Genomic DNA, 16305 nt, shown 5'->3' with positions numbered 1-16305 from the left:
CATGGCCACGCAACGGCCTGGATTCCCGGTTCGCCTGACACCCACCGCCTCGGCCGCCACGCGCGGGCGCCTGCCCGCCGTGCCTGCCAAGCCGATGGTGCCGGCCACGCCTTCGATGGCCTCCGACGCCGTGCGGGCGCGCATGGTGCAGAAGCTCGCTGCCCAAGGCATTGCCGATGCGCGCGTGCTGCGCGCGCTGAGCGCGGTCGAGCGGCATCTCTTCGTCGACAGCGCGCTCGTCAACCAGGCCTATGAAGACACGAGCCTGCCGATCGGGCTGGGCCAGACCATCTCCAAGCCGAGCGTGGTGGCCCGCATGATCGAGCTCCTGCTGGGGGCGCCCGCATTGGCCGGCAAGCCGCAGGACCGTCTCGGCCGCGTGCTGGAAATCGGCACCGGCTGCGGCTACCAGGCCGCGGTGCTGAACCACGTGGCCACGGAGGTCTACAGCATTGAGCGCCTGCGCGGACTGCACGAACGCGCGCGCGCCAACCTGCGGCACTTCCGGCTGGCCACGGTTCATCTGATGCTGGGCGACGGCATGGTCGGCTATGCCAAGGGTGCGCCTTACGCCGGCATCATCGCCGCGGCAGGCGGCGAGGCGGTGCCGCAGGCCTGGATCGAGCAACTCGCCGTCGGCGGACGCATCGTGGCGCCCACGCGCTCGGCGGGCGGCGGGCAGGCGCTCGTCGTCATTGACAAAACCGCCCGTGGACTCGAGCGCCGCATTCTTGAGGCGGTTCACTTTGTCCCCCTAAAATCGGGCATCGCTTGAAGGAACAACAAATGCAGGGTTTTGGCAATCGGAGTTGGTGCGCTGGTATCACGTTGGCAGTTGTGCTCGTGATCGCGGGCTGCGCCGCACCGCGAGGGCCGGCACCGGTCGAAGACCGGGGCACGATGACGCGTGCGCCCAATGCGGCACCCGGTGGCCCGCTCATCACCACCGATGCTTCGGGCAAGCCGCTTCCAGGCATCGAGAACTATGGCAAGCCCGGCTATTACGCAGTACGGCCCGGCGACACGATTCGCCGCATCGGAAACGAAACCGGCCAGAGCTGGCAGAACATCGTTCGCTGGAACAATCTTGAAAATCCCGACCTGATCGAAGTCGGACAGGTGCTGCGCGTGGTGCCGCCGGTGGGACCGGCTGCCTCTGTCGCAACCGCGCCTGCTCCTTCTTCCGAGGGCGTGGTGACCAAGCCGGTCACGCCGCCGTCGGCGGTGGTGCCTGCAGCGCCCGCCAGTGCCGCGGTCGGCAAGCCGCCGGTCACGGCGTCGCCATCGGCGCCCGCAGCAAGCTCGGGCGACGAGGACCTCGGCTGGATCTGGCCGGCGCACGGCACGCTGCTCGCGGGGTTCGACGACGCCAAGAACAAGGGCTTCGACATCGGCGGCAAGGCGGGCGATGCCGTCCTCGCGGCTGCCGACGGCCGCGTGGTCTACGCCGGTGCAGGTTTGCGCGGCTATGGCAACCTGATCATCCTGAAGCACAACAACACCTACCTCACGGCCTATGCGCACAACCAGACGCTGCTCGTGAAGGAGGACCAGTCGGTGCAAAAGGGCCAGAAGATCGCCGAGATGGGCAACAGCGACGCCGACCGCGTCAAGCTGCATTTCGAAATCCGCCGCCAGGGCAAGCCCGTCGACCCGGCGCGCTACTTGCCGAGCCGGTGATGCCATGGCCGCTTCCAGCCCCCGTCGCGCACTGCCCGTGCGTCGGCCGGTGGGCCGGGGCAGGGCTGTAGAGAGCGGCCCGCAGGGCTCGCCTGCGAAGCCTGCTGCAGACCTGATTGCCGCAACCGATTCGCCCGGCGGCGAAGGCGCCGATGCCCTGACGATCTACCTGCGCCAGGTGCGGCGTACCGAGCTCTTCACGCCCGAAGAGGAATACCAGGCCGCATGCGCCGCGCGCGCCGGCGACTTTGCAGCGCGGCAATCGATGATCGAGCACAACCTGAGGCTGGTTGTGAACATCGCCAAGGCCTATCTGGGCCGGGGCGTACCGCTTTCCGACCTCATCGAGGAAGGCAATCTCGGCCTGATGCACGCCATCACCAAGTTCGAACCCGAACGGGGCTTTCGCTTTTCCACCTATGCAACCTGGTGGATCCGCCAGTCGGTCGAGCGCGCCGTATTGACCCAGGCGCGTGCCATCCGCCTGCCGGTGCATGTGGTGCGTGAACTGCAGCAGGTGCTGCGGGCCCGCCGCACGCTCGAAGGCGATGCCGAGTTCCTGGCGCATCGGCCCGACGGCGTGCGCGTGGAGGATGTCGCCGCATTTCTGGGGCTGGACGTGCAGGCGGTCGCGGAACTGCTGGCGCTGGCCGAAGCGCCGCGTTCGCTGGATGCCGGCGATGCGCACGGAGACGAAGGCTTCACCCTGGCCGATACCGTGGCGTCCGACGACGGGCAGGGCGATCCGACCGACGTCACGCACACCCACGAGGTCGCGCGCCTGCTCGATCAATGGGTCCACGCCCTCGACGCGCGCGAGCGCGAGGTGCTGGAGGGCCGCTACGGCCTGCACGACCGCGAGCCCGAGACGCTCGAAGTGCTGAGCGTGCGCCTCGGGCTGACGCGTGAGCGCGTGAGGCAGATCCAGAACGAGGCGCTGGCCAAGATGCGGCGCCAGCTGACCCGTTCCGGCGTGGGGCGCGACGCCTTGTTCTAGCGGGGGTTTGCCGTGGCCGCGGAGGGCCGGGCCGGCGCTGAGACAATCGGGGGATGACGGAATCCATCGAAGAAAAGAAAGTCCCCGCGAAAACCCCGGCAACCGCGGCGGGCGAATGGCTCAAGGTCGAGTCGCTCGACCTCGACGCGCAAGGCGTGGCGCACAACGCCGAAGGCATGGTCGTGTTCATCGAAGGCGCTCTACCTTTCGAAGAAGTGCAGTTCAACGTTCATCGCCGCAAGAACAACTGGGAGCAGGGCACGGTCACGGCCATCCGGCGCGAATCGTCGCAGCGGGTTCGGCCTGGCTGCCCGCATTTCGGTTTGCATACCGGTGCGTGCGGCGGCTGCAAGATGCAGCATCTGGACGAGGCGGCGCAGGTTGCGGTGAAGCAGCGCGCCCTCGAGGACAACCTGTGGCACCTCGGCAAGGTGCGGCCCGACAACGTGCTGCGGCCGCTGGAAGGCCCGGCCTGGCACTACCGCTACCGTGCGCGGCTTTCAGTGCGCCATGTGGTCAAGAAGGAGACCGTGCTGATCGGCTTCCATGAGCGCAAGAGCCGGTATCTCGCCGACATGCAGGTATGCCCGGTGCTGCCCAAGCAGGTCAGCGACATGCTGATGCCCTTGCGCGCATTGATCGGTTCGCTGGACGCCCGAGAAACCTGCCCGCAGATCGAACTCGCTTGCGGCGATGCGCCCGGTACCACCTCGCTCGGCACGATCGCCTTGGTGCTGAGGCACCTGGAGCCGCTCTCCAATGCGGACATCGGCCGCCTGAAGGACTTTGCGGCGCAGAACGCCGGCGTCCAATGGTGGCTGCAGGCCAAGGGGCCGGACACGGTGAAGCTGCTCGAAGAAGGTGGCATGCCGCTGTCCTACGAACTGCCCCAGTTCGGTGTGACGATGCCGTTCAAGCCCACCGATTTCACGCAGGTCAATCCGCACATCAACCGTGCCCTGGTGGGAAAGGCGCTGCGCCTGCTCGACGTGCAGGCCGACGAGCGCGTGATCGACTGGTTCTGCGGCCTGGGCAACTTCACCCTGCCGCTGGCCAGCCGTGCGCGCGAAGTCCTGGGCATCGAGGGCAGCGACACCCTGGTCGCGCGCGCGAGCGACAACTTCAGGAAGAACCAGCCTGCCACCGCCGCCCGGCGGGCGCTGTCGGCGACGCGATTCGTGGCGCGCAACCTCTTCGAAATGACCCCCGCCATGCTGGTGGCCGATGGCCGTGCCGACAAGTGGCTGGTTGACCCGCCGCGAGAGGGCGCCTTCGCGCTGGCCAAGGCCATGGCCGACCTGCACCTGCAGCCCGAACTGCGAACCGATGGCTGGGCGCCGCCCAAGCGCATCGTCTACGTGAGCTGCAACCCCTCCACCCTGGCGCGGGATGCCGGCCTGCTGGTGCACCAGGCCGGCTATCGCTGCACGTTCGCGGGGGTGATCAACATGTTCCCGCACACGGCGCACGTCGAGTCGATTGCGGTGTTCGACCTGGCATGAAAAAAGGGCCCGCCGGGCCCTTTTCTCGTTGGCGCTTGCGGCGCCTCGCTCGTTCGTTCGCTCAGTCGCGTTCGCCGCCGGCAATGCCCAGCAGGGCCAGCAGGCTCTGGAATACGTTGAACAGGTCCAGGTAGAGCGCGAGCGTGGCGCTGATGTAGTTGGTTTCGCCGCCGTCCATGATCTGCTTCAGGTCATAGAGCATGAAGGCCGAGAAGATGCCGATCGCGGCCACCGAAATGGCCATCATGCCGGCGCTCGAGCCCACGAAGACGTTGATGATGGCGCCCACCATCAGCACCATGGCGCCGACGAAGAGCCATTTGCCCATGCCGGACAGGTCGCGCTTGATCACGGTGGCGAGCGATGCCATCACGAAGAAAACGCCGGCAGTGCCGCCGAACGCGGTCATGATGAGCTCGGAACCGTTCTTGAAGCCCAGCACCATCGCGATCAGCCGCGATAGCATCAGGCCCATGAAGAAGGTGAAGGCCAGCAGCACCGGCACGCCGGCGGCCGAGTTCTTGGTTTTCTCGATCGCGAACATGAAGCCGAAGGCACCGCCGAGGAAAACCATGAGGCCCAACCCGCCCGTGAGCGAGCTGGTGATGCCGGTGGCGACGCCGACCCAGGCGCCCAGCACGGTGGGCAGCATGCTCAGCGCCAGCAGCCAGTAGGTGTTGCGCAGGACGCGTTGGCGCTCAGCCTGCGGCAGCGCCTGGCCGTAGCCGGCGGAAGTGTCGAGGGTGGTAACGCGGTCGTTCATGGCCGTAGCTCCTTGGGTTGCTGCAATCACGCAGTTGGGCGCATTCTAGGGGTCTGCAAGAGGGGGGCGGCACAAAGACCGTATGGACGATGGTCCTAAGCACCAGGGCGCCCAGGGAGCCGTTGGCCGTTATGCTGTCGAGTTTTACGCAACCTGATTCTCAACATGAAGACCAAGTCCTTCCTCGAACTCGCCGATGTCAAGGCCATTGCCGCAGCTGCCGAAGCCGAGGCCCTCAAGAACAACTGGGCCGTGACCATCGCCATCTCCGACGATGCCGGCAACCTGCTGTGGCTCCAGCGCCTCGATGGCGCCGCGGCGCTGTCGTCCCACATCGCGCCCGCCAAGGCGCACACGGCAGCCATGGGGCGCCGCGAGAGCAAGGTCTACGAAGACATCATCAACGGCGGCCGCAGCGCGTTTCTCACGGCACCCGCCGTACAGGGCCTGCTGGAGGGCGGCGTCCCCATCGTGAAGGACGGCCAGGTGATCGGCGCCGTCGGCGTGAGCGGTGTGAAGTCGAACGAAGACGCCCAGATTGCCAAGGCCGGCATCGCAGCCCTCGGTCTTTGAGCATTCGACGCACCAAAGCAAAACGCCGACTTCGAGTCGGCGTTTTTGTTGGATATCCAGCGTGAAAAAAAGCTTGGCTAGTCGGCGAACCGTTGGCTAGCAAAAAACGACCCTCGGAGATGAATCTCCTCAAGTCGCCCCACGATGAAACTTGCGCGAAGGGCGGGCTGACGGCTTACTTGGTCAGGATCAGCTTGCCGAGTTTGGTGGCCTGGAGCCTGTAGAGGGAACCGTTGTGCATGATGCCCACGGTCTTGCTTCCTTTCAGAAGCTCCGTGCTTTCGACCATGGGCGCCGGGCGCGGTGCCTGGATGGACGCATGTCCGCCACCCGATTGGTCGAGCGAAGGATGGCTCAGAACAGGAAAGGCGTTCGGTTTGGCTTGCATCTGAAATTCCCTTATCGAAGCGATGAGTGAATGATAATGATTCGCAATAAAAAGTCAATCGCCGCGATCGATTTTTTTAAGGACGTTCAGTGACTTATTTCGTGTCGGGCTCGGTCACGAAGCCGATCTTGCGCACGCCGGCTTCCCGCGCCTTCGACATCGCCTTGGCCACGCGTTCGTAGCGCACCTCCTTGTCGCCGCGGATGTGCAGTTCGGGCTGCGGATCCTTGGCGGCCTCAGCGGCGAGGCGGGCGGGCAGTTCGGCGTCGTCGATCTTCTGCTCGTTCCAGTAGTAGCTGCCGTCGGCCGTGATGCTGAACAGGATGTTCTGCGGCTTGGGTTGCTCAGGTTCGCTGGTGGCGCGGGGCAGGTCGATGTTGACTGCGTGCTTCATCACCGGCACCGTGATGATGAAGATGATCAGCAGCACCAGCATGACGTCGACCAGCGGCGTCATGTTGATCTCGTTCATCACCTCGTCGGGTTCGTCCTGGGTTCCGAAAGCCATGATCTCAGCCCTTCTTGAGCGGAACCACGATGGCGTCGCCGCCGCCGCTTTGCACGCGTGCGCCCGTCACGAAGTAGGCGTGCAGGTCATGGGCAAAGCTGTTGAGCTTGGTGAGAACAAACTTGTTGCCGCGCACCAGTGCGTTGTAGCCCAGCACCGCCGGAATGGCCACCGCGAGGCCCAGCGCCGTCATGATCAGTGCTTCGCCGATCGGGCCCGCCACCTTGTCGATGGTGGCCTGGCCGGCCGAACCGATGCTCATGAGCGCATGGTAGATGCCCCAGACGGTGCCGAAGAGGCCGATGAACGGCGCCGTCGAACCGACCGATGCCAGGATGGCGAGGCCGGTCTGAAGGCGCGCGGTGAAGGCATCGATGCCGTTGCGCAGCGAACGCGTGATCCAGTCGCTCACGTCCAGTGCATCGTGCAGATGGGCCTTCGTGTTGCGATGGTGCGCAGCCGCTTCGCGGCCTTCGAGTGCCAGGGCGCGGAACGGGTTGCTGTCGTCCTTGCCGAGCTTGTTGAGCGCGGTTGCGAAGTCTTCGCTGTGCCAGAAGTCCTGCGAATGCTTGGCAAGGCGCTTGTATTTGATCACGTCGAGTGCCTTGATGATGATCACGATCCACGACGCAAGCGACATGCCGATCAACAGCAGCGCGACGGCCTTGGTGACGAAATCGCCCTGGTTCCAGACGTTCATCAAGCCGAATTGGGAATCCATACGAAATTGCTCCAGAGAAAGATTAGTTCAGTTTGAATGAGAAGGGGGCCCGCAGCAGGTAGGTGGTCTGTGCGTTGCCTCCCGTTTGCCTGAAGGGCGTGACCTGGGCGCTGCGGGCGGCGCTGAGCGCCGCTTCGTCGAGGCGCTCGAATCCGCTGGACTTGAAGAGTTCGACGCGCTTGGCGAAGCCTTCGCTGTCGAAATAGATCGAGACGACGGTGGTGCCCGACTCGCCCAGGCGCCGGCTCATGCTGGGATACACGAGCTTGGGTTCCCTGACGTAGCGCGTCTGGCCTTCCGAGATTTCGATCGTCCGTGGTGCGGGCGGCGCCGGTGGCGGGGCCGGCGGCGCGGGCGGCGTGGGAGCGGGAGCCTCCGCAACGGGCGCGGGGGGGGGAGGCTCGGGCACGCCGACCGGCGCGCTGGGCGCGGGTGTCGGCTTCGGCTCGCGGATGGCCACCGGGCGAGGCGGCGGCTTGACGGCTTCGGGCTTGCGCTGCGGAGGCGGCGGTGGGGGAGGCGGCGGCGGTTCGGCCGGCTTGGGCGGCTCGACGAACTGGCTCAGGATTTCGACAGGAATCACCACTTCAGCAGCGCGGCGCAGCAGGCCGCTTTGCAGCGCCCACAGCGCCGCTGCATGAAACAGGATCACGCCCCCGGCAATGAGTGCATTGCGCGAGAGGCCCAGTACGGAGGGGGGAGGGGCAAAGCGGTCAGACACGATCAACCAATTCGAATGCGGGCACCCATGGAGGGTGCCTCGATTGCAGCAAAACCGCTACGACTACTGTTTACTTACGAAAGATCCACCAGACCGAGCCTGCAACGAGTATCAGGCTGCCGCCGAGTGCCGAGAAGAGTTCCATGCCTTGCTTTCCGAGATGGAGGTGGCAAGCTGGATCGCACTCGTTCCCGATTCGCGGTTCAACGCGGCGACCGGGTGAGAGGCGCTGCACTGCGCAACGATATCGCGCGCACAGCCTTCACACTGGCCACATTGGGTGGCCACGCCAAGCTCGAACTGGACTTCGTCGAAAGTCATGCCGGCCCGCACATGACGTGCGATTTCACGGTCGGAGACTCGGCGGCAGACGCAAACGATCATGGTGGTGAAAGCGGCAGTTGGCTGGCTGGTTGGGTTCGAGGCGATTATAAATACGAATCCCTCGCATTTTCAATAACTATCCCGGAAAGCGGTCTTTGGTACTCGGATGGGAAAAGGTAGCATTTTAGCAACAGGAGAATCTAAGTGCGAATGATTCAGACTACGTTCGCACTACACTCCAGCCAAATTTCGGCAAGCCACCACCGGTGAAGCACCGGTCCCAGCCAGCCATTCAAACCAGCCGTTTGGCTTTCCTGGAGGTTCTCTTGTCCAATACTGCCCGCCGGCGCGCTCGTGCGTCGCGTCCCCTGTCCTCCTCGGCTCCTGCGGCGCGTACTGCAGCGCCTGGCGCGCCGCGCGAAGCGGCGATGCTGCCGTTTGGCGCACTCATGCTGGCCGCCTCGGTCAGTAGCTGGGCGCAGACGCCGGCGACCACGGTGCAGGGCGGCACCCTTGGAACCATTACGGTGACGGAGCAGGCCGAAGCGCAAGGCAAGGATCAGGTCCAGACCAAGAAAACCAATATCGGCAAGGGAACGCAGGAGATTCGCGATATTCCGCAGTCGATCAACGTCATCACCGAAAAGCTGATCGATGACGTCAAGCTCGACACGTTGAAGGATGCCTTGCACTATTCGGCGGGCATCACTTTCGCCGCGACCGAGAACGGCACCGACCAGGACATCCGGCTGCGCGGCTTCCCGATCGCCAGCACCGGCGACCTGATGATCGACGGCATGCGCGACCCCTCGCAGTACGACCGCGACACCTTCAACCTCGACCGCGTCGAAGTGATGCGCGGCTCGGCCTCAATGCTCTTCGGCCGCGGCTCCACGGGCGGCGTCGTGAACCAGGTGAGCAAGAAGCCTTTGCTGGCCGACCAGACCGACGTCGTGGGCACCCTGGGCAGCGGCGGCTACTTTCGCACCACCGCCGATTTCAACGTACGCACCGGCGAGAACTCGGCGCTGCGCATCAACGCGATGTACAACAAGGCCGACAACGGCGGCGCGAAGATCGACAAGTACGGCATCGCACCCTCGTACAGCTGGGGCCTCGGCACAGCGGACGAATTCACCGTCGGCCTGTTCCACCTCAAGAACAACAACGTGCCGATGTCGGCCGTGCGCTACGTCAACGGCAGCCTGGCGCCGGTCAAGCCCGGAGACTTCTATGGCACCTCGGCGGACTTCGTCGATGGCGAGGCGAATTACGTGCACGGCGCGTGGAAGCACAGGTTCGCCAATGGCGGCGAGTTGCGTACGCAGGTGCGCAGCGGCGTGTTCGAGCGGGCGCAATGGAGCACGGCGGTGGGTGCCTGTGGCGCACTCCCCACGGCGGCAGGAACCTGTCCGGCCGGTACCCGGGCGGTCACCTCGCTCGACCCGTCGACCTTCCTCACGCGCAGCGGTCTCACGCCGCGCAAGGACCGCTACAAGGGAACCTATGCGCAGAGCGACTACAGCCTGGCGTTCGATGCGCTCGGCATGAAGCATGAGCTGCTGGCCGGCATCGATGCCTCGAAGGAAGAGGCCATTCGCTTCCAGAACAATGGCAGCACGCTCGGTATCCGCCCGCCCACGCGCGTCGGCACGCCAGACGATGGGGCTGGCCTGGTCGGCACCGGCCTGTCGCCGCAATGGCGCAATTCGAGCAACTACGATGCGAAAGCGTATGGCCTTTATGTACAGGACCTGATCCAGGTTGCGCCGCACTGGAAGGTGCTTGGCGGCATTCGCTACGACAGCTTCAAGGGCGACTTCGAGCAACTGAACTATCGCGCCGGGGCAGTGAGCAGCACGCCGCTGAGCGTCACCAGCACGCATCTGTCGAACTCGCCGTGGAGCTATCGCGGCGGCGTGATGTACCAGCCTTCCGATTCCCAGTCGTACTACGTGTCGTACGGCACCTCGTTCAACACCTCGGCCGACACCTACCAGTACGTCACGCCGCAGAACGCCAACACGCCGCCCGAGAAGAGCCGCAACCTCGAGGTGGGTGCCAAGCTCGACTGGCTGAACGGCGCGCTCTCCACGCGCGGCGCGATTTTCCGCACCGAGAAGTACAACGAGCGCACTACCGATGCCGATTTTGCCGGCTCGGCCTACACGCTCTCGGGCAAGCGGCACACCGCGGGTGTCGAACTCGACGTCGTCGGCCGCCTGGGCCGGCAGTGGGAGATCTACGCTTCGTATACCTGGATGCCGGTCGCCAAGATCGACCAGGCCGGCAGCGCAGCTGCAGCGCAGGCCTCGGTCGGCCAGCGCGTGGGTCTCACGCCCAAGCAGTCGGGTGCGGTCTGGGTCAGCTACCAGGCAACGCCGAAGCTGCGCGTCGCACTGGGCGCACATGGCGCGACCGAGAACCGGCCGTTGACAGGCACCACCGGTGCCGCCTCGGCGACCGCCCGCGTCCCGGGCTATGTGGTAGCCGATGCAATGCTCGAATACAAGTTCACGCCGGACGTGTACGCGCAGATCAACATCAACAACCTCAGCAACAAGGCCTACGGCGATCAGCTGTATCCGGGCTTTGCCATCCTGGGCGCCAAGCGGCAGGTGCTCGGCACGGTCGGCGTGCGCTTCTGATCGGACTATCCTCGGGGCCATGCTGCTGCACATCAAACAGGTGCTCACTTCCGAGGAGCTGCGCGAGGCCCGCGGGATCCTCGCCGATGCACCCTGGGGCGACGGCCGGATCACCGCCGGCAGCCAGTCGGCGCAGGCGAAGAACAACGAGCAATTGAGGGAAGACTGCGAAGAAACCCGCGCGCTGCAGCAACTGCTGCTGCGCGGCCTGGAGCGGCACCAGCTTTTCTTCTCGGCCGCGCTGCCCAAGCAGATTTCGCCGCCGCTGTTCAACCGCTACGGCGGTGCGTCCAACAGCTTCGGCAACCATGTGGACAGTGCCGTCCGCTTCCTGCGCGACGGCTCGGGCCGGGTGCGCACCGACATCTCGTGCACCCTGTTCCTGGCCGAGCCCGACGAATACGACGGCGGCGAACTCGTGATCGAGGACACCTTCGGTGTGCAGCGCGTCAAGCTGCCGGCCGGCGATATGGTGCTCTATCCGGGCACGAGCGTCCACCGGGTGCTGCCGGTGACGCGTGGCTACCGGACCGCGAGCTATTTCTGGATCCAGAGCATGGTGCGCAGCGACGAGCAGCGCCGGCTGCTGTTCGAGATGGACAACCATTTGCGCCATCTCCGCAGCCAATATGGCGAGACCGATTCCGGAGTGATCGGCCTCACGAGCACTTACCACAACCTGCTGCGCATGTGGCTCGACGTCTGAGCCGTTGCGTGGCGCCTGCACCGCCGGGAGACCATTCATGAACAAGTCGCTTCTTTTCAGTGCTGCCGCCGCAACCGCCGTCCTTTGGTCTGCGTCGGTCTCCGCCCAGTTCGTCGAGCACGACGCGGTCAAGTGCGCGCCGGTTCCCAAGGCAGAGATGCGCCCGCAGATGGAGCTGCAGCGCAAGCTGACCGGCGAAGGCTGGAAGGTACGCCAGATCAAGGACTTCAATGGCTGCTACGAGGTCTACGGCTTCGACGAGAAGGGCCAGCGCACCGAGGCGTTCTTCGATCCCAAGACCTTCGAGAAAGTCGGACAGGTGAAGCAGCCGTCCTGAGGAGCCGCGCGGTGCGTGCGGCTCCCGGGCGTCCGCCGGTGCAGGTCTGGGCACTTTGGCTGCGCGCCACGCACTGGGCGCTGGTCGCGGCCATTGCCGTGGCATGGTTCAGTGGCGAGGCGTTGTTGCGGCAGCACGAACTCGCGGGCTACGCCACGCTGGCCCTGATTGCCGGGCGCTGCATCGGCGGCTGGTGGGGAGGGCGCTACGCGAGATTCCGGCAGTTCGTCCGGTCTCCCGCGCAGGTGCAGCACTACATGTGCGAAGTGCTGGCCCGACGCGAAAAGCGCTATCTGGGCCACAACCCGCTGGGCGGCTGGATGGTCGTCGCGCTGCTTGCCACGGTGACGGCGGCGGGCGTCACGGGCTGGATGTACTCGCTCGACATGTTCTGGGGATTGGCGTGGGTGGAATGGCTCCACCGCAGCCTGGCCTGGACACTGGTGGCGCTGATCGCCCTGCACCTGGCCGGTGTCGCCTTCACAAGTTGGCGGCACCGGGAAAACCTGGTTGCCGCCATGCTCAGCGGGTACAAGCGCCCGCAGGAGCCGGGCGATGTCGACTGAGAACGTCGCTCCGGCCTTGGAGGATCAGCTGACTTCACCCATCTGCGACTGCAGATAGTTCTGCACGCCGACCTTGTCGATCAGGTCGATCTGGGTTTCGAGGAAGTCGATGTGCTCCTCCGTGTCGTCCAGGATCTCCTGCAGCAGGTCGCGCGAAACGTAGTCGCGCACCGTCTCGCAGTAGGCGATGCCGTCCTTGATGGTGGCTTGCGCGCCGGTTTCGGCGCCGAGGTCGCAACTCAGCAGTTCGGGCACGTCCTCGCCGATATTCAGCTTGCCCAGATCCTGCAGGTTCGGCAGGCCGTCGAGCATGAAGATGCGGTCCATCAGCTTGTCGGCGTGCTTCATTTCGCCGATCGATTCCTCGTATTCCTTCTTGGCCAGCTTGTCCAGACCCCAGTGCTTGAGCATGCGGTAGTGCAGGAAGTACTGGTTGATGGCAGTGAGCTCGTTCTTGAGCTGCGCCTGCAGATGTTCGATGACCTTGGGGTCGCCCTTCATGTTCTTTTTCCTTGTTCTGAAAGCACCGATTGTGAGAGGGGTGGGCGAGCCCTTGCAAGCAATCCCATGCTGTGCCGGTCTGCATGCGTTTGATGGTGATACACGTTCGTATTCGATCGTGGCAGCGCCCATCGCAAACATAGCAAGCTGCAATACTTTTAATAGCTGATAACTATTGAAATCATGAGATTGGTAGCTATACTCATGTCTCGTTCTTTTCATTAGCCACCACCAAGGAAACAGCAATGTCCCTGATCAACACCGAAATCATTCCCTTCAAGGCCACCGCGTACCACAACGGCAAGTTCGTGCCGGTCAGCAACGACAACTTCAAGGGCAAATGGTCGGTCGTGGTGTTCTACCCGGCTGACTTTACGTTCGTGTGTCCCACCGAACTCGGCGACCTCGCCGACCACTACGCCGAATTCCAGAAACTCGGCGTCGAGGTGTATGGCGTGTCGACCGACACCCACTTCACCCACAAGGCATGGCACGACACCTCGGACACCATCGGCAAGGTCAAGTACCCGCTGATTGGCGACCCGAGCCAGCAACTGGCCCGCGCCTTCCAGGTGCTGATCGAAGAAGGCGAAGACGCCGGCCTCGCCTACCGCGGCACCTTCGTGATCGATCCCGAAGGCAAGATCAAGACCATCGAAGTGCACGACAACGGCATCGGCCGCGACGCCGCCGAACTGCTGCGCCGCGTGAAGGCTGCCCAGTACGTGGCTGCCCACCCCGGTGAAGTCTGCCCCGCCAAGTGGACCGAAGGCGCTGAAACGCTGAAGCCCTCGTTCGACCTCGTCGGCAAGATCTGAGCGTCCCGCGCGAAAGCCCGGGCGCTCACGAGGCCCCGGGCTTTTTTGTCCCCAGTTGATAGTTTTCAGTTATCGAAAGAGAGTCTGTCATGCTCGACGCCAGCACCAAAGCCCAATTGAAGAGTTACCTCGAGCGCGCCACGCAGCCGATCGAGATCGTCGCCTCGCTCGACGACAGCAAGGCCTCGGGCGAAATGCTTTCGCTGCTGAAGGACGTCGCCGAAGCGTCGCCGCTGGTCAAGCTGACCGAAAGCCGCGACGACAACCATCGCAAGCCTTCTTTCTCGGTCAATCGTCCGAGCGAGAATCACGGCCCGCGTTTTGCCGGCCTGCCGATGGGCCATGAATTCACGTCGCTGATCCTTGCGCTGCTGCAGATCGGCGGCTATCCCCCGAAGGTCGAGCAGGCGGTGCTCGACCAGATCCGCGCACTTGACGGCGACTTCGAGTTCGAGATCTATGTCTCGCTCACCTGCCACAACTGCCCCGACGTGGTCCAGGCGCTGAACCTGATGGCCATCCAGAACCCGCGCATCCGCACCACGACGATTGAGGGCGGCACCTTCCAGGAAGAGGTCAAGGAACGCCAGGTGATGGCGGTGCCCACCGTGTTCCTGAACGGCACCGAGTTCGGGCAGGGCCGCATGAGCCTCGAAGAAATCCTCGCGAAGATCGACACCAGCGGCGTCGAGCGCGAGGCCAGGAAGATCGCCGCCAAGGACCCGTTCGACGTGCTGATCGTCGGCGGCGGCCCGGCCGGCGCCGCGGCGGCCGTGTATGCGGCGCGCAAGGGCATCCGCACCGGCGTGGCTTCGGAGCGCTTCGGCGGCCAGGTGCTCGACACGCTGGGCATCGAGAACTTCATCTCGATCAAGGAAACCGAAGGACCGAAGTTCGCCCACGCCCTCGAAGAGCATGTGCGCGACTACGACGTCGACATCATGAACCTGCAGCGCGCCAAGGCGCTGGTTCCGGGCAAGGACCTGATCGAGGTGCAGCTCGAAAGCGGCGCCTCGCTCAAGAGCAAGTCGATCATCATCTCGACAGGCGCGCGCTGGCGCAACATCAACGTGCCCGGCGAGCACGAGTTCAAGAACAAGGGCGTGGCCTACTGCCCGCACTGCGACGGCCCGCTGTTCAAGGGCAAGCGCGTGGCGGTGATCGGCGGCGGCAATTCGGGCGTCGAGGCGGCCATCGACCTGGCCGGCATCGTCGGCCATGTCACGCTGATCGAATTCGACACGGCCCTGCGCGCCGACGCCGTGCTGCAGCGCAAGCTCAAGAGCCTGAAGAACGTGGACGTGTTCACCAATGCGCAGACCACCGAGATCACCGGCGACCAGAAGGTTAACGGCCTGGTCTACAAGGACCGCGCGACCGGCGAGCTGAAGAAGGTCGAACTCGAAGGCGTGTTCATCCAGATCGGCCTGGTGCCCAACACCGACTGGCTCAAGGGCGTGGTCGAACTGACCAAGCACGGCGAGATCGTGGTCGACGCCAGGGGGCAGACCTCGGTGCCGGGCGTGTTCGCCGCGGGCGACGTGACGACCGTGCCGTTCAAGCAGATCATCATCGCGGCCGGCGATGGCGCGAAAGCGGCGCTCGGTGCTTTCGACCACCTGATCCGGACCTCGGCCCCGGCCGAGCAGGCGGCTGCCTGACCGAGCGGCGGGCTCAGTAAACCAGCCGCTCGGGCTTCAGTTCCTGCAGGATGGTGGTGGCAATCTCCTCGATCGACTTGGTCGTCGTCGAGAGCCACCGGATGCCGGCGCGGCGCATCATGGCCTCGGCTTCGCTCACTTCGTTGCGGCAGTTCTCGAGGCTGGCGTAGCGCGAATCCGGCCGGCGCTCGTTGCGGATCTGGCTCAGGCGCTCGGGCTGGATCGTGAGCCCGAAGATTTTCTTGCGGTGCGGCATCAGGGCCGGCGGCAGCTGGCGGCGCTCGAAATCTTCCGGGATCAGCGGATAGTTGGCCGCCTTCAGGCCGTGCTGCATCGCCAGATAAAGAGAGGTCGGCGTCTTGCCGCTGCGGCTTACGCCCACCAGGATCACGTCGGCGCCTTCGAGGTCCCGGTTGCTCTGGCCGTCGTCGTGGGCCAGGCTGAAGTCGATGGCCGCGATGCGGGCGTCGTATTCCTTGCTCTTGCTGACGTCGCTGAAGCGGCCGATGCGGTGGTTCGACTTCACCGCCAGCTCGATCTCCAGCGGCCGCACGAAGGTGCCGAACATGTCGAGCAGCATGCCCTTGCAGCCGGTTTCGATCACCTCCAGCACCTCCATGTTCGCGAGCGTCGTGAAAACGATGGGGCGCACGCCTTCCAGTTCGGCCGTGTGGTTGATCTGCCGCACCGCCTGGTGCGCCTTGTCGACCGTGTCGGTGAACGGCAGCCGCACATGGCGCGGCTTCATTTCGAACTGGGCCAGCACCGCGTTACCAAATGTTTCGGCGGTGATGCCGGTGCCATCGGAAATGAAGAAGACGGTGCGTGTGGTCATGTGTTGCGGCCTTGTCCTGCGGCGCGTGCAATCTCGCCACGCCTACAATCCGGGCC

Annotated in this window: 19 protein-coding genes; 11 read left to right on the top strand and 8 right to left on the bottom strand. The window is 64.6% G+C overall.

Annotation, left to right across the window (positions count from 1 at the left end):
• Window position 1: 1 nt before the first annotated feature.
• The 4 genes from FB547_RS22810 to rlmD are packed head-to-tail and all read left to right on the top strand — an operon-like array spanning window position 2 to window position 4179.
• On the top strand, window positions 2-775 hold the full coding sequence (locus tag FB547_RS22810; protein ID WP_145745924.1) for a protein-L-isoaspartate(D-aspartate) O-methyltransferase: 774 nt from the start codon (window positions 2-4) through the stop codon (window positions 773-775).
• A gap of 11 nt (window positions 776-786) precedes the next feature.
• Entirely contained in the window at window positions 787-1680 is an 894-nt protein-coding gene (locus FB547_RS22805) for a peptidoglycan DD-metalloendopeptidase family protein (protein ID WP_025569316.1), read from the top strand.
• Window positions 1681-1684: 4 nt separating this feature from the next.
• Complete coding sequence (locus FB547_RS22800) at window positions 1685-2677, top strand: sigma-70 family RNA polymerase sigma factor (protein WP_145745923.1); 993 nt, start codon at window positions 1685-1687, stop codon at window positions 2675-2677.
• A gap of 53 nt (window positions 2678-2730) precedes the next feature.
• A complete protein-coding gene (gene rlmD / locus FB547_RS22795) occupies window positions 2731-4179 on the top strand; it encodes a 23S rRNA (uracil(1939)-C(5))-methyltransferase RlmD (protein ID WP_145745922.1) in 1449 nt (482 codons plus the stop codon).
• Between the two features lie 61 nt (window positions 4180-4240).
• On the opposite strand, the gene FB547_RS22790 is transcribed toward rlmD, so the two are convergent.
• Window positions 4241-4942 carry a Bax inhibitor-1/YccA family protein gene (locus tag FB547_RS22790; protein WP_025569319.1) on the bottom strand — a complete coding sequence of 234 codons (702 nt, stop codon included), beginning with the start codon at window positions 4940-4942 and terminating at the stop codon, window positions 4241-4243.
• Window positions 4943-5107: 165 nt separating this feature from the next.
• Here FB547_RS22790 and FB547_RS22785 point away from each other — a divergent pair, with 165 nt between their 5' ends.
• Entirely contained in the window at window positions 5108-5515 is a 408-nt protein-coding gene (locus tag FB547_RS22785; protein ID WP_012746944.1) for a GlcG/HbpS family heme-binding protein, read from the top strand.
• 175 nt (window positions 5516-5690) lie between these two features.
• Here the strand turns inward: FB547_RS22785 and hemP are convergent, their stop codons facing one another.
• The 5 genes from hemP to FB547_RS22760 form a co-directional block, all read right to left on the bottom strand.
• Window positions 5691-5903, bottom strand: a complete 213-nt coding sequence (gene hemP, locus FB547_RS22780) for a hemin uptake protein HemP (protein WP_145745921.1) — start codon at window positions 5901-5903, stop codon at window positions 5691-5693.
• Between the two features lie 94 nt (window positions 5904-5997).
• The gene (locus tag FB547_RS22775) at window positions 5998-6411 is read right to left on the bottom strand and encodes an ExbD/TolR family protein (RefSeq protein WP_145745920.1); all 414 of its coding nucleotides are present in this window, start codon (window positions 6409-6411) and stop codon (window positions 5998-6000) included.
• 4 nt (window positions 6412-6415) lie between these two features.
• Window positions 6416-7132: a MotA/TolQ/ExbB proton channel family protein gene (locus FB547_RS22770; RefSeq protein WP_025569321.1), complete on the bottom strand. Its 717-nt coding sequence runs from the start codon at window positions 7130-7132 to the stop codon at window positions 6416-6418.
• Between the two features lie 22 nt (window positions 7133-7154).
• Complete coding sequence (locus tag FB547_RS22765) at window positions 7155-7856, bottom strand: energy transducer TonB (protein WP_410000812.1); 702 nt, start codon at window positions 7854-7856, stop codon at window positions 7155-7157.
• Window positions 7857-7964: 108 nt separating this feature from the next.
• Window positions 7965-8237, bottom strand: coding sequence for a bacterioferritin-associated ferredoxin (locus FB547_RS22760; protein ID WP_018903007.1), 273 nt, complete (start codon window positions 8235-8237; stop codon window positions 7965-7967).
• A gap of 368 nt (window positions 8238-8605) precedes the next feature.
• Here FB547_RS22760 and FB547_RS22755 point away from each other — a divergent pair, with 368 nt between their 5' ends.
• From FB547_RS22755 to FB547_RS22740, 4 genes are read left to right on the top strand one after another with little or no spacing between them, the layout of a single operon-like run.
• Window positions 8606-10825: a TonB-dependent receptor gene (locus tag FB547_RS22755; RefSeq protein ID WP_145745918.1), complete on the top strand. Its 2220-nt coding sequence runs from the start codon at window positions 8606-8608 to the stop codon at window positions 10823-10825.
• Between the two features lie 19 nt (window positions 10826-10844).
• Window positions 10845-11531: a Fe2+-dependent dioxygenase gene (locus FB547_RS22750; RefSeq protein WP_025569323.1), complete on the top strand. Its 687-nt coding sequence runs from the start codon at window positions 10845-10847 to the stop codon at window positions 11529-11531.
• A 37-nt stretch (window positions 11532-11568) separates the two neighbouring features.
• Entirely contained in the window at window positions 11569-11868 is a 300-nt protein-coding gene (locus FB547_RS22745) for a PepSY domain-containing protein (protein WP_025569324.1), read from the top strand.
• A gap of 11 nt (window positions 11869-11879) precedes the next feature.
• Window positions 11880-12434: a cytochrome b/b6 domain-containing protein gene (locus FB547_RS22740; protein WP_145745917.1), complete on the top strand. Its 555-nt coding sequence runs from the start codon at window positions 11880-11882 to the stop codon at window positions 12432-12434.
• Between the two features lie 24 nt (window positions 12435-12458).
• Here FB547_RS22740 and bfr read toward each other — a convergent pair whose 3' ends face one another.
• Complete coding sequence (gene bfr, locus FB547_RS22735; protein WP_025569326.1) at window positions 12459-12935, bottom strand: bacterioferritin; 477 nt, start codon at window positions 12933-12935, stop codon at window positions 12459-12461.
• Between the two features lie 245 nt (window positions 12936-13180).
• Between bfr and ahpC the strand changes: the two genes are divergently transcribed.
• Together ahpC and ahpF are read left to right on the top strand one after the other, a co-directional pair.
• Complete coding sequence (gene ahpC, locus FB547_RS22730) at window positions 13181-13753, top strand: alkyl hydroperoxide reductase subunit C (RefSeq protein WP_025569327.1); 573 nt, start codon at window positions 13181-13183, stop codon at window positions 13751-13753.
• 89 nt (window positions 13754-13842) lie between these two features.
• Window positions 13843-15414, top strand: a complete 1572-nt coding sequence (gene ahpF, locus FB547_RS22725) for an alkyl hydroperoxide reductase subunit F (protein WP_145745916.1) — start codon at window positions 13843-13845, stop codon at window positions 15412-15414.
• Between the two features lie 13 nt (window positions 15415-15427).
• On the opposite strand, the gene FB547_RS22720 is transcribed toward ahpF, so the two are convergent.
• Complete coding sequence (locus FB547_RS22720) at window positions 15428-16249, bottom strand: pyruvate, water dikinase regulatory protein (RefSeq protein WP_025569329.1); 822 nt, start codon at window positions 16247-16249, stop codon at window positions 15428-15430.
• Between the last annotated feature and the right edge of the window lie 56 nt (window positions 16250-16305).

The sequence above is a fragment of the Variovorax beijingensis genome (assembly GCF_007828835.1).
GTDB lineage: Bacteria > Pseudomonadota > Gammaproteobacteria > Burkholderiales > Burkholderiaceae_C > Variovorax > Variovorax beijingensis_A.
The sequence above is the reverse complement of the archived record's forward strand: the minus strand, read 5'-3'. Positions and strand labels throughout refer to the sequence as shown.

Excerpts from the sequence above, each read along its gene's own strand:
- FB547_RS22745 (WP_025569324.1), top strand. The coding sequence starts at position 11,569 with ATGAACAAGTCGCTTCTTTTCAGTGCTGCCGCCGCAACCGCCGTCCTT.
- hemP (WP_145745921.1), bottom strand. The coding sequence starts at position 5,903 with ATGCAAGCCAAACCGAACGCCTTTCCTGTTCTGAGCCATCCTTCGCTC.
- FB547_RS22790 (WP_025569319.1), bottom strand. The coding sequence starts at position 4,942 with ATGAACGACCGCGTTACCACCCTCGACACTTCCGCCGGCTACGGCCAG.
- FB547_RS22750 (WP_025569323.1), top strand. The coding sequence starts at position 10,845 with ATGCTGCTGCACATCAAACAGGTGCTCACTTCCGAGGAGCTGCGCGAG.
- ahpF (WP_145745916.1), top strand. The coding sequence starts at position 13,843 with ATGCTCGACGCCAGCACCAAAGCCCAATTGAAGAGTTACCTCGAGCGC.
- ahpC (WP_025569327.1), top strand. The coding sequence starts at position 13,181 with ATGTCCCTGATCAACACCGAAATCATTCCCTTCAAGGCCACCGCGTAC.
- FB547_RS22720 (WP_025569329.1), bottom strand. The coding sequence starts at position 16,249 with ATGACCACACGCACCGTCTTCTTCATTTCCGATGGCACCGGCATCACC.
- FB547_RS22770 (WP_025569321.1), bottom strand. The coding sequence starts at position 7,132 with ATGGATTCCCAATTCGGCTTGATGAACGTCTGGAACCAGGGCGATTTC.
- FB547_RS22810 (WP_145745924.1), top strand. The coding sequence starts at position 2 with ATGGCCACGCAACGGCCTGGATTCCCGGTTCGCCTGACACCCACCGCC.
- FB547_RS22760 (WP_018903007.1), bottom strand. The coding sequence starts at position 8,237 with ATGATCGTTTGCGTCTGCCGCCGAGTCTCCGACCGTGAAATCGCACGT.
- FB547_RS22800 (WP_145745923.1), top strand. The coding sequence starts at position 1,685 with ATGGCCGCTTCCAGCCCCCGTCGCGCACTGCCCGTGCGTCGGCCGGTG.
- rlmD (WP_145745922.1), top strand. The coding sequence starts at position 2,731 with ATGACGGAATCCATCGAAGAAAAGAAAGTCCCCGCGAAAACCCCGGCA.
- FB547_RS22785 (WP_012746944.1), top strand. The coding sequence starts at position 5,108 with ATGAAGACCAAGTCCTTCCTCGAACTCGCCGATGTCAAGGCCATTGCC.
- FB547_RS22805 (WP_025569316.1), top strand. The coding sequence starts at position 787 with ATGCAGGGTTTTGGCAATCGGAGTTGGTGCGCTGGTATCACGTTGGCA.
- FB547_RS22755 (WP_145745918.1), top strand. The coding sequence starts at position 8,606 with ATGCTGCCGTTTGGCGCACTCATGCTGGCCGCCTCGGTCAGTAGCTGG.
- bfr (WP_025569326.1), bottom strand. The coding sequence starts at position 12,935 with ATGAAGGGCGACCCCAAGGTCATCGAACATCTGCAGGCGCAGCTCAAG.
- FB547_RS22775 (WP_145745920.1), bottom strand. The coding sequence starts at position 6,411 with ATGGCTTTCGGAACCCAGGACGAACCCGACGAGGTGATGAACGAGATC.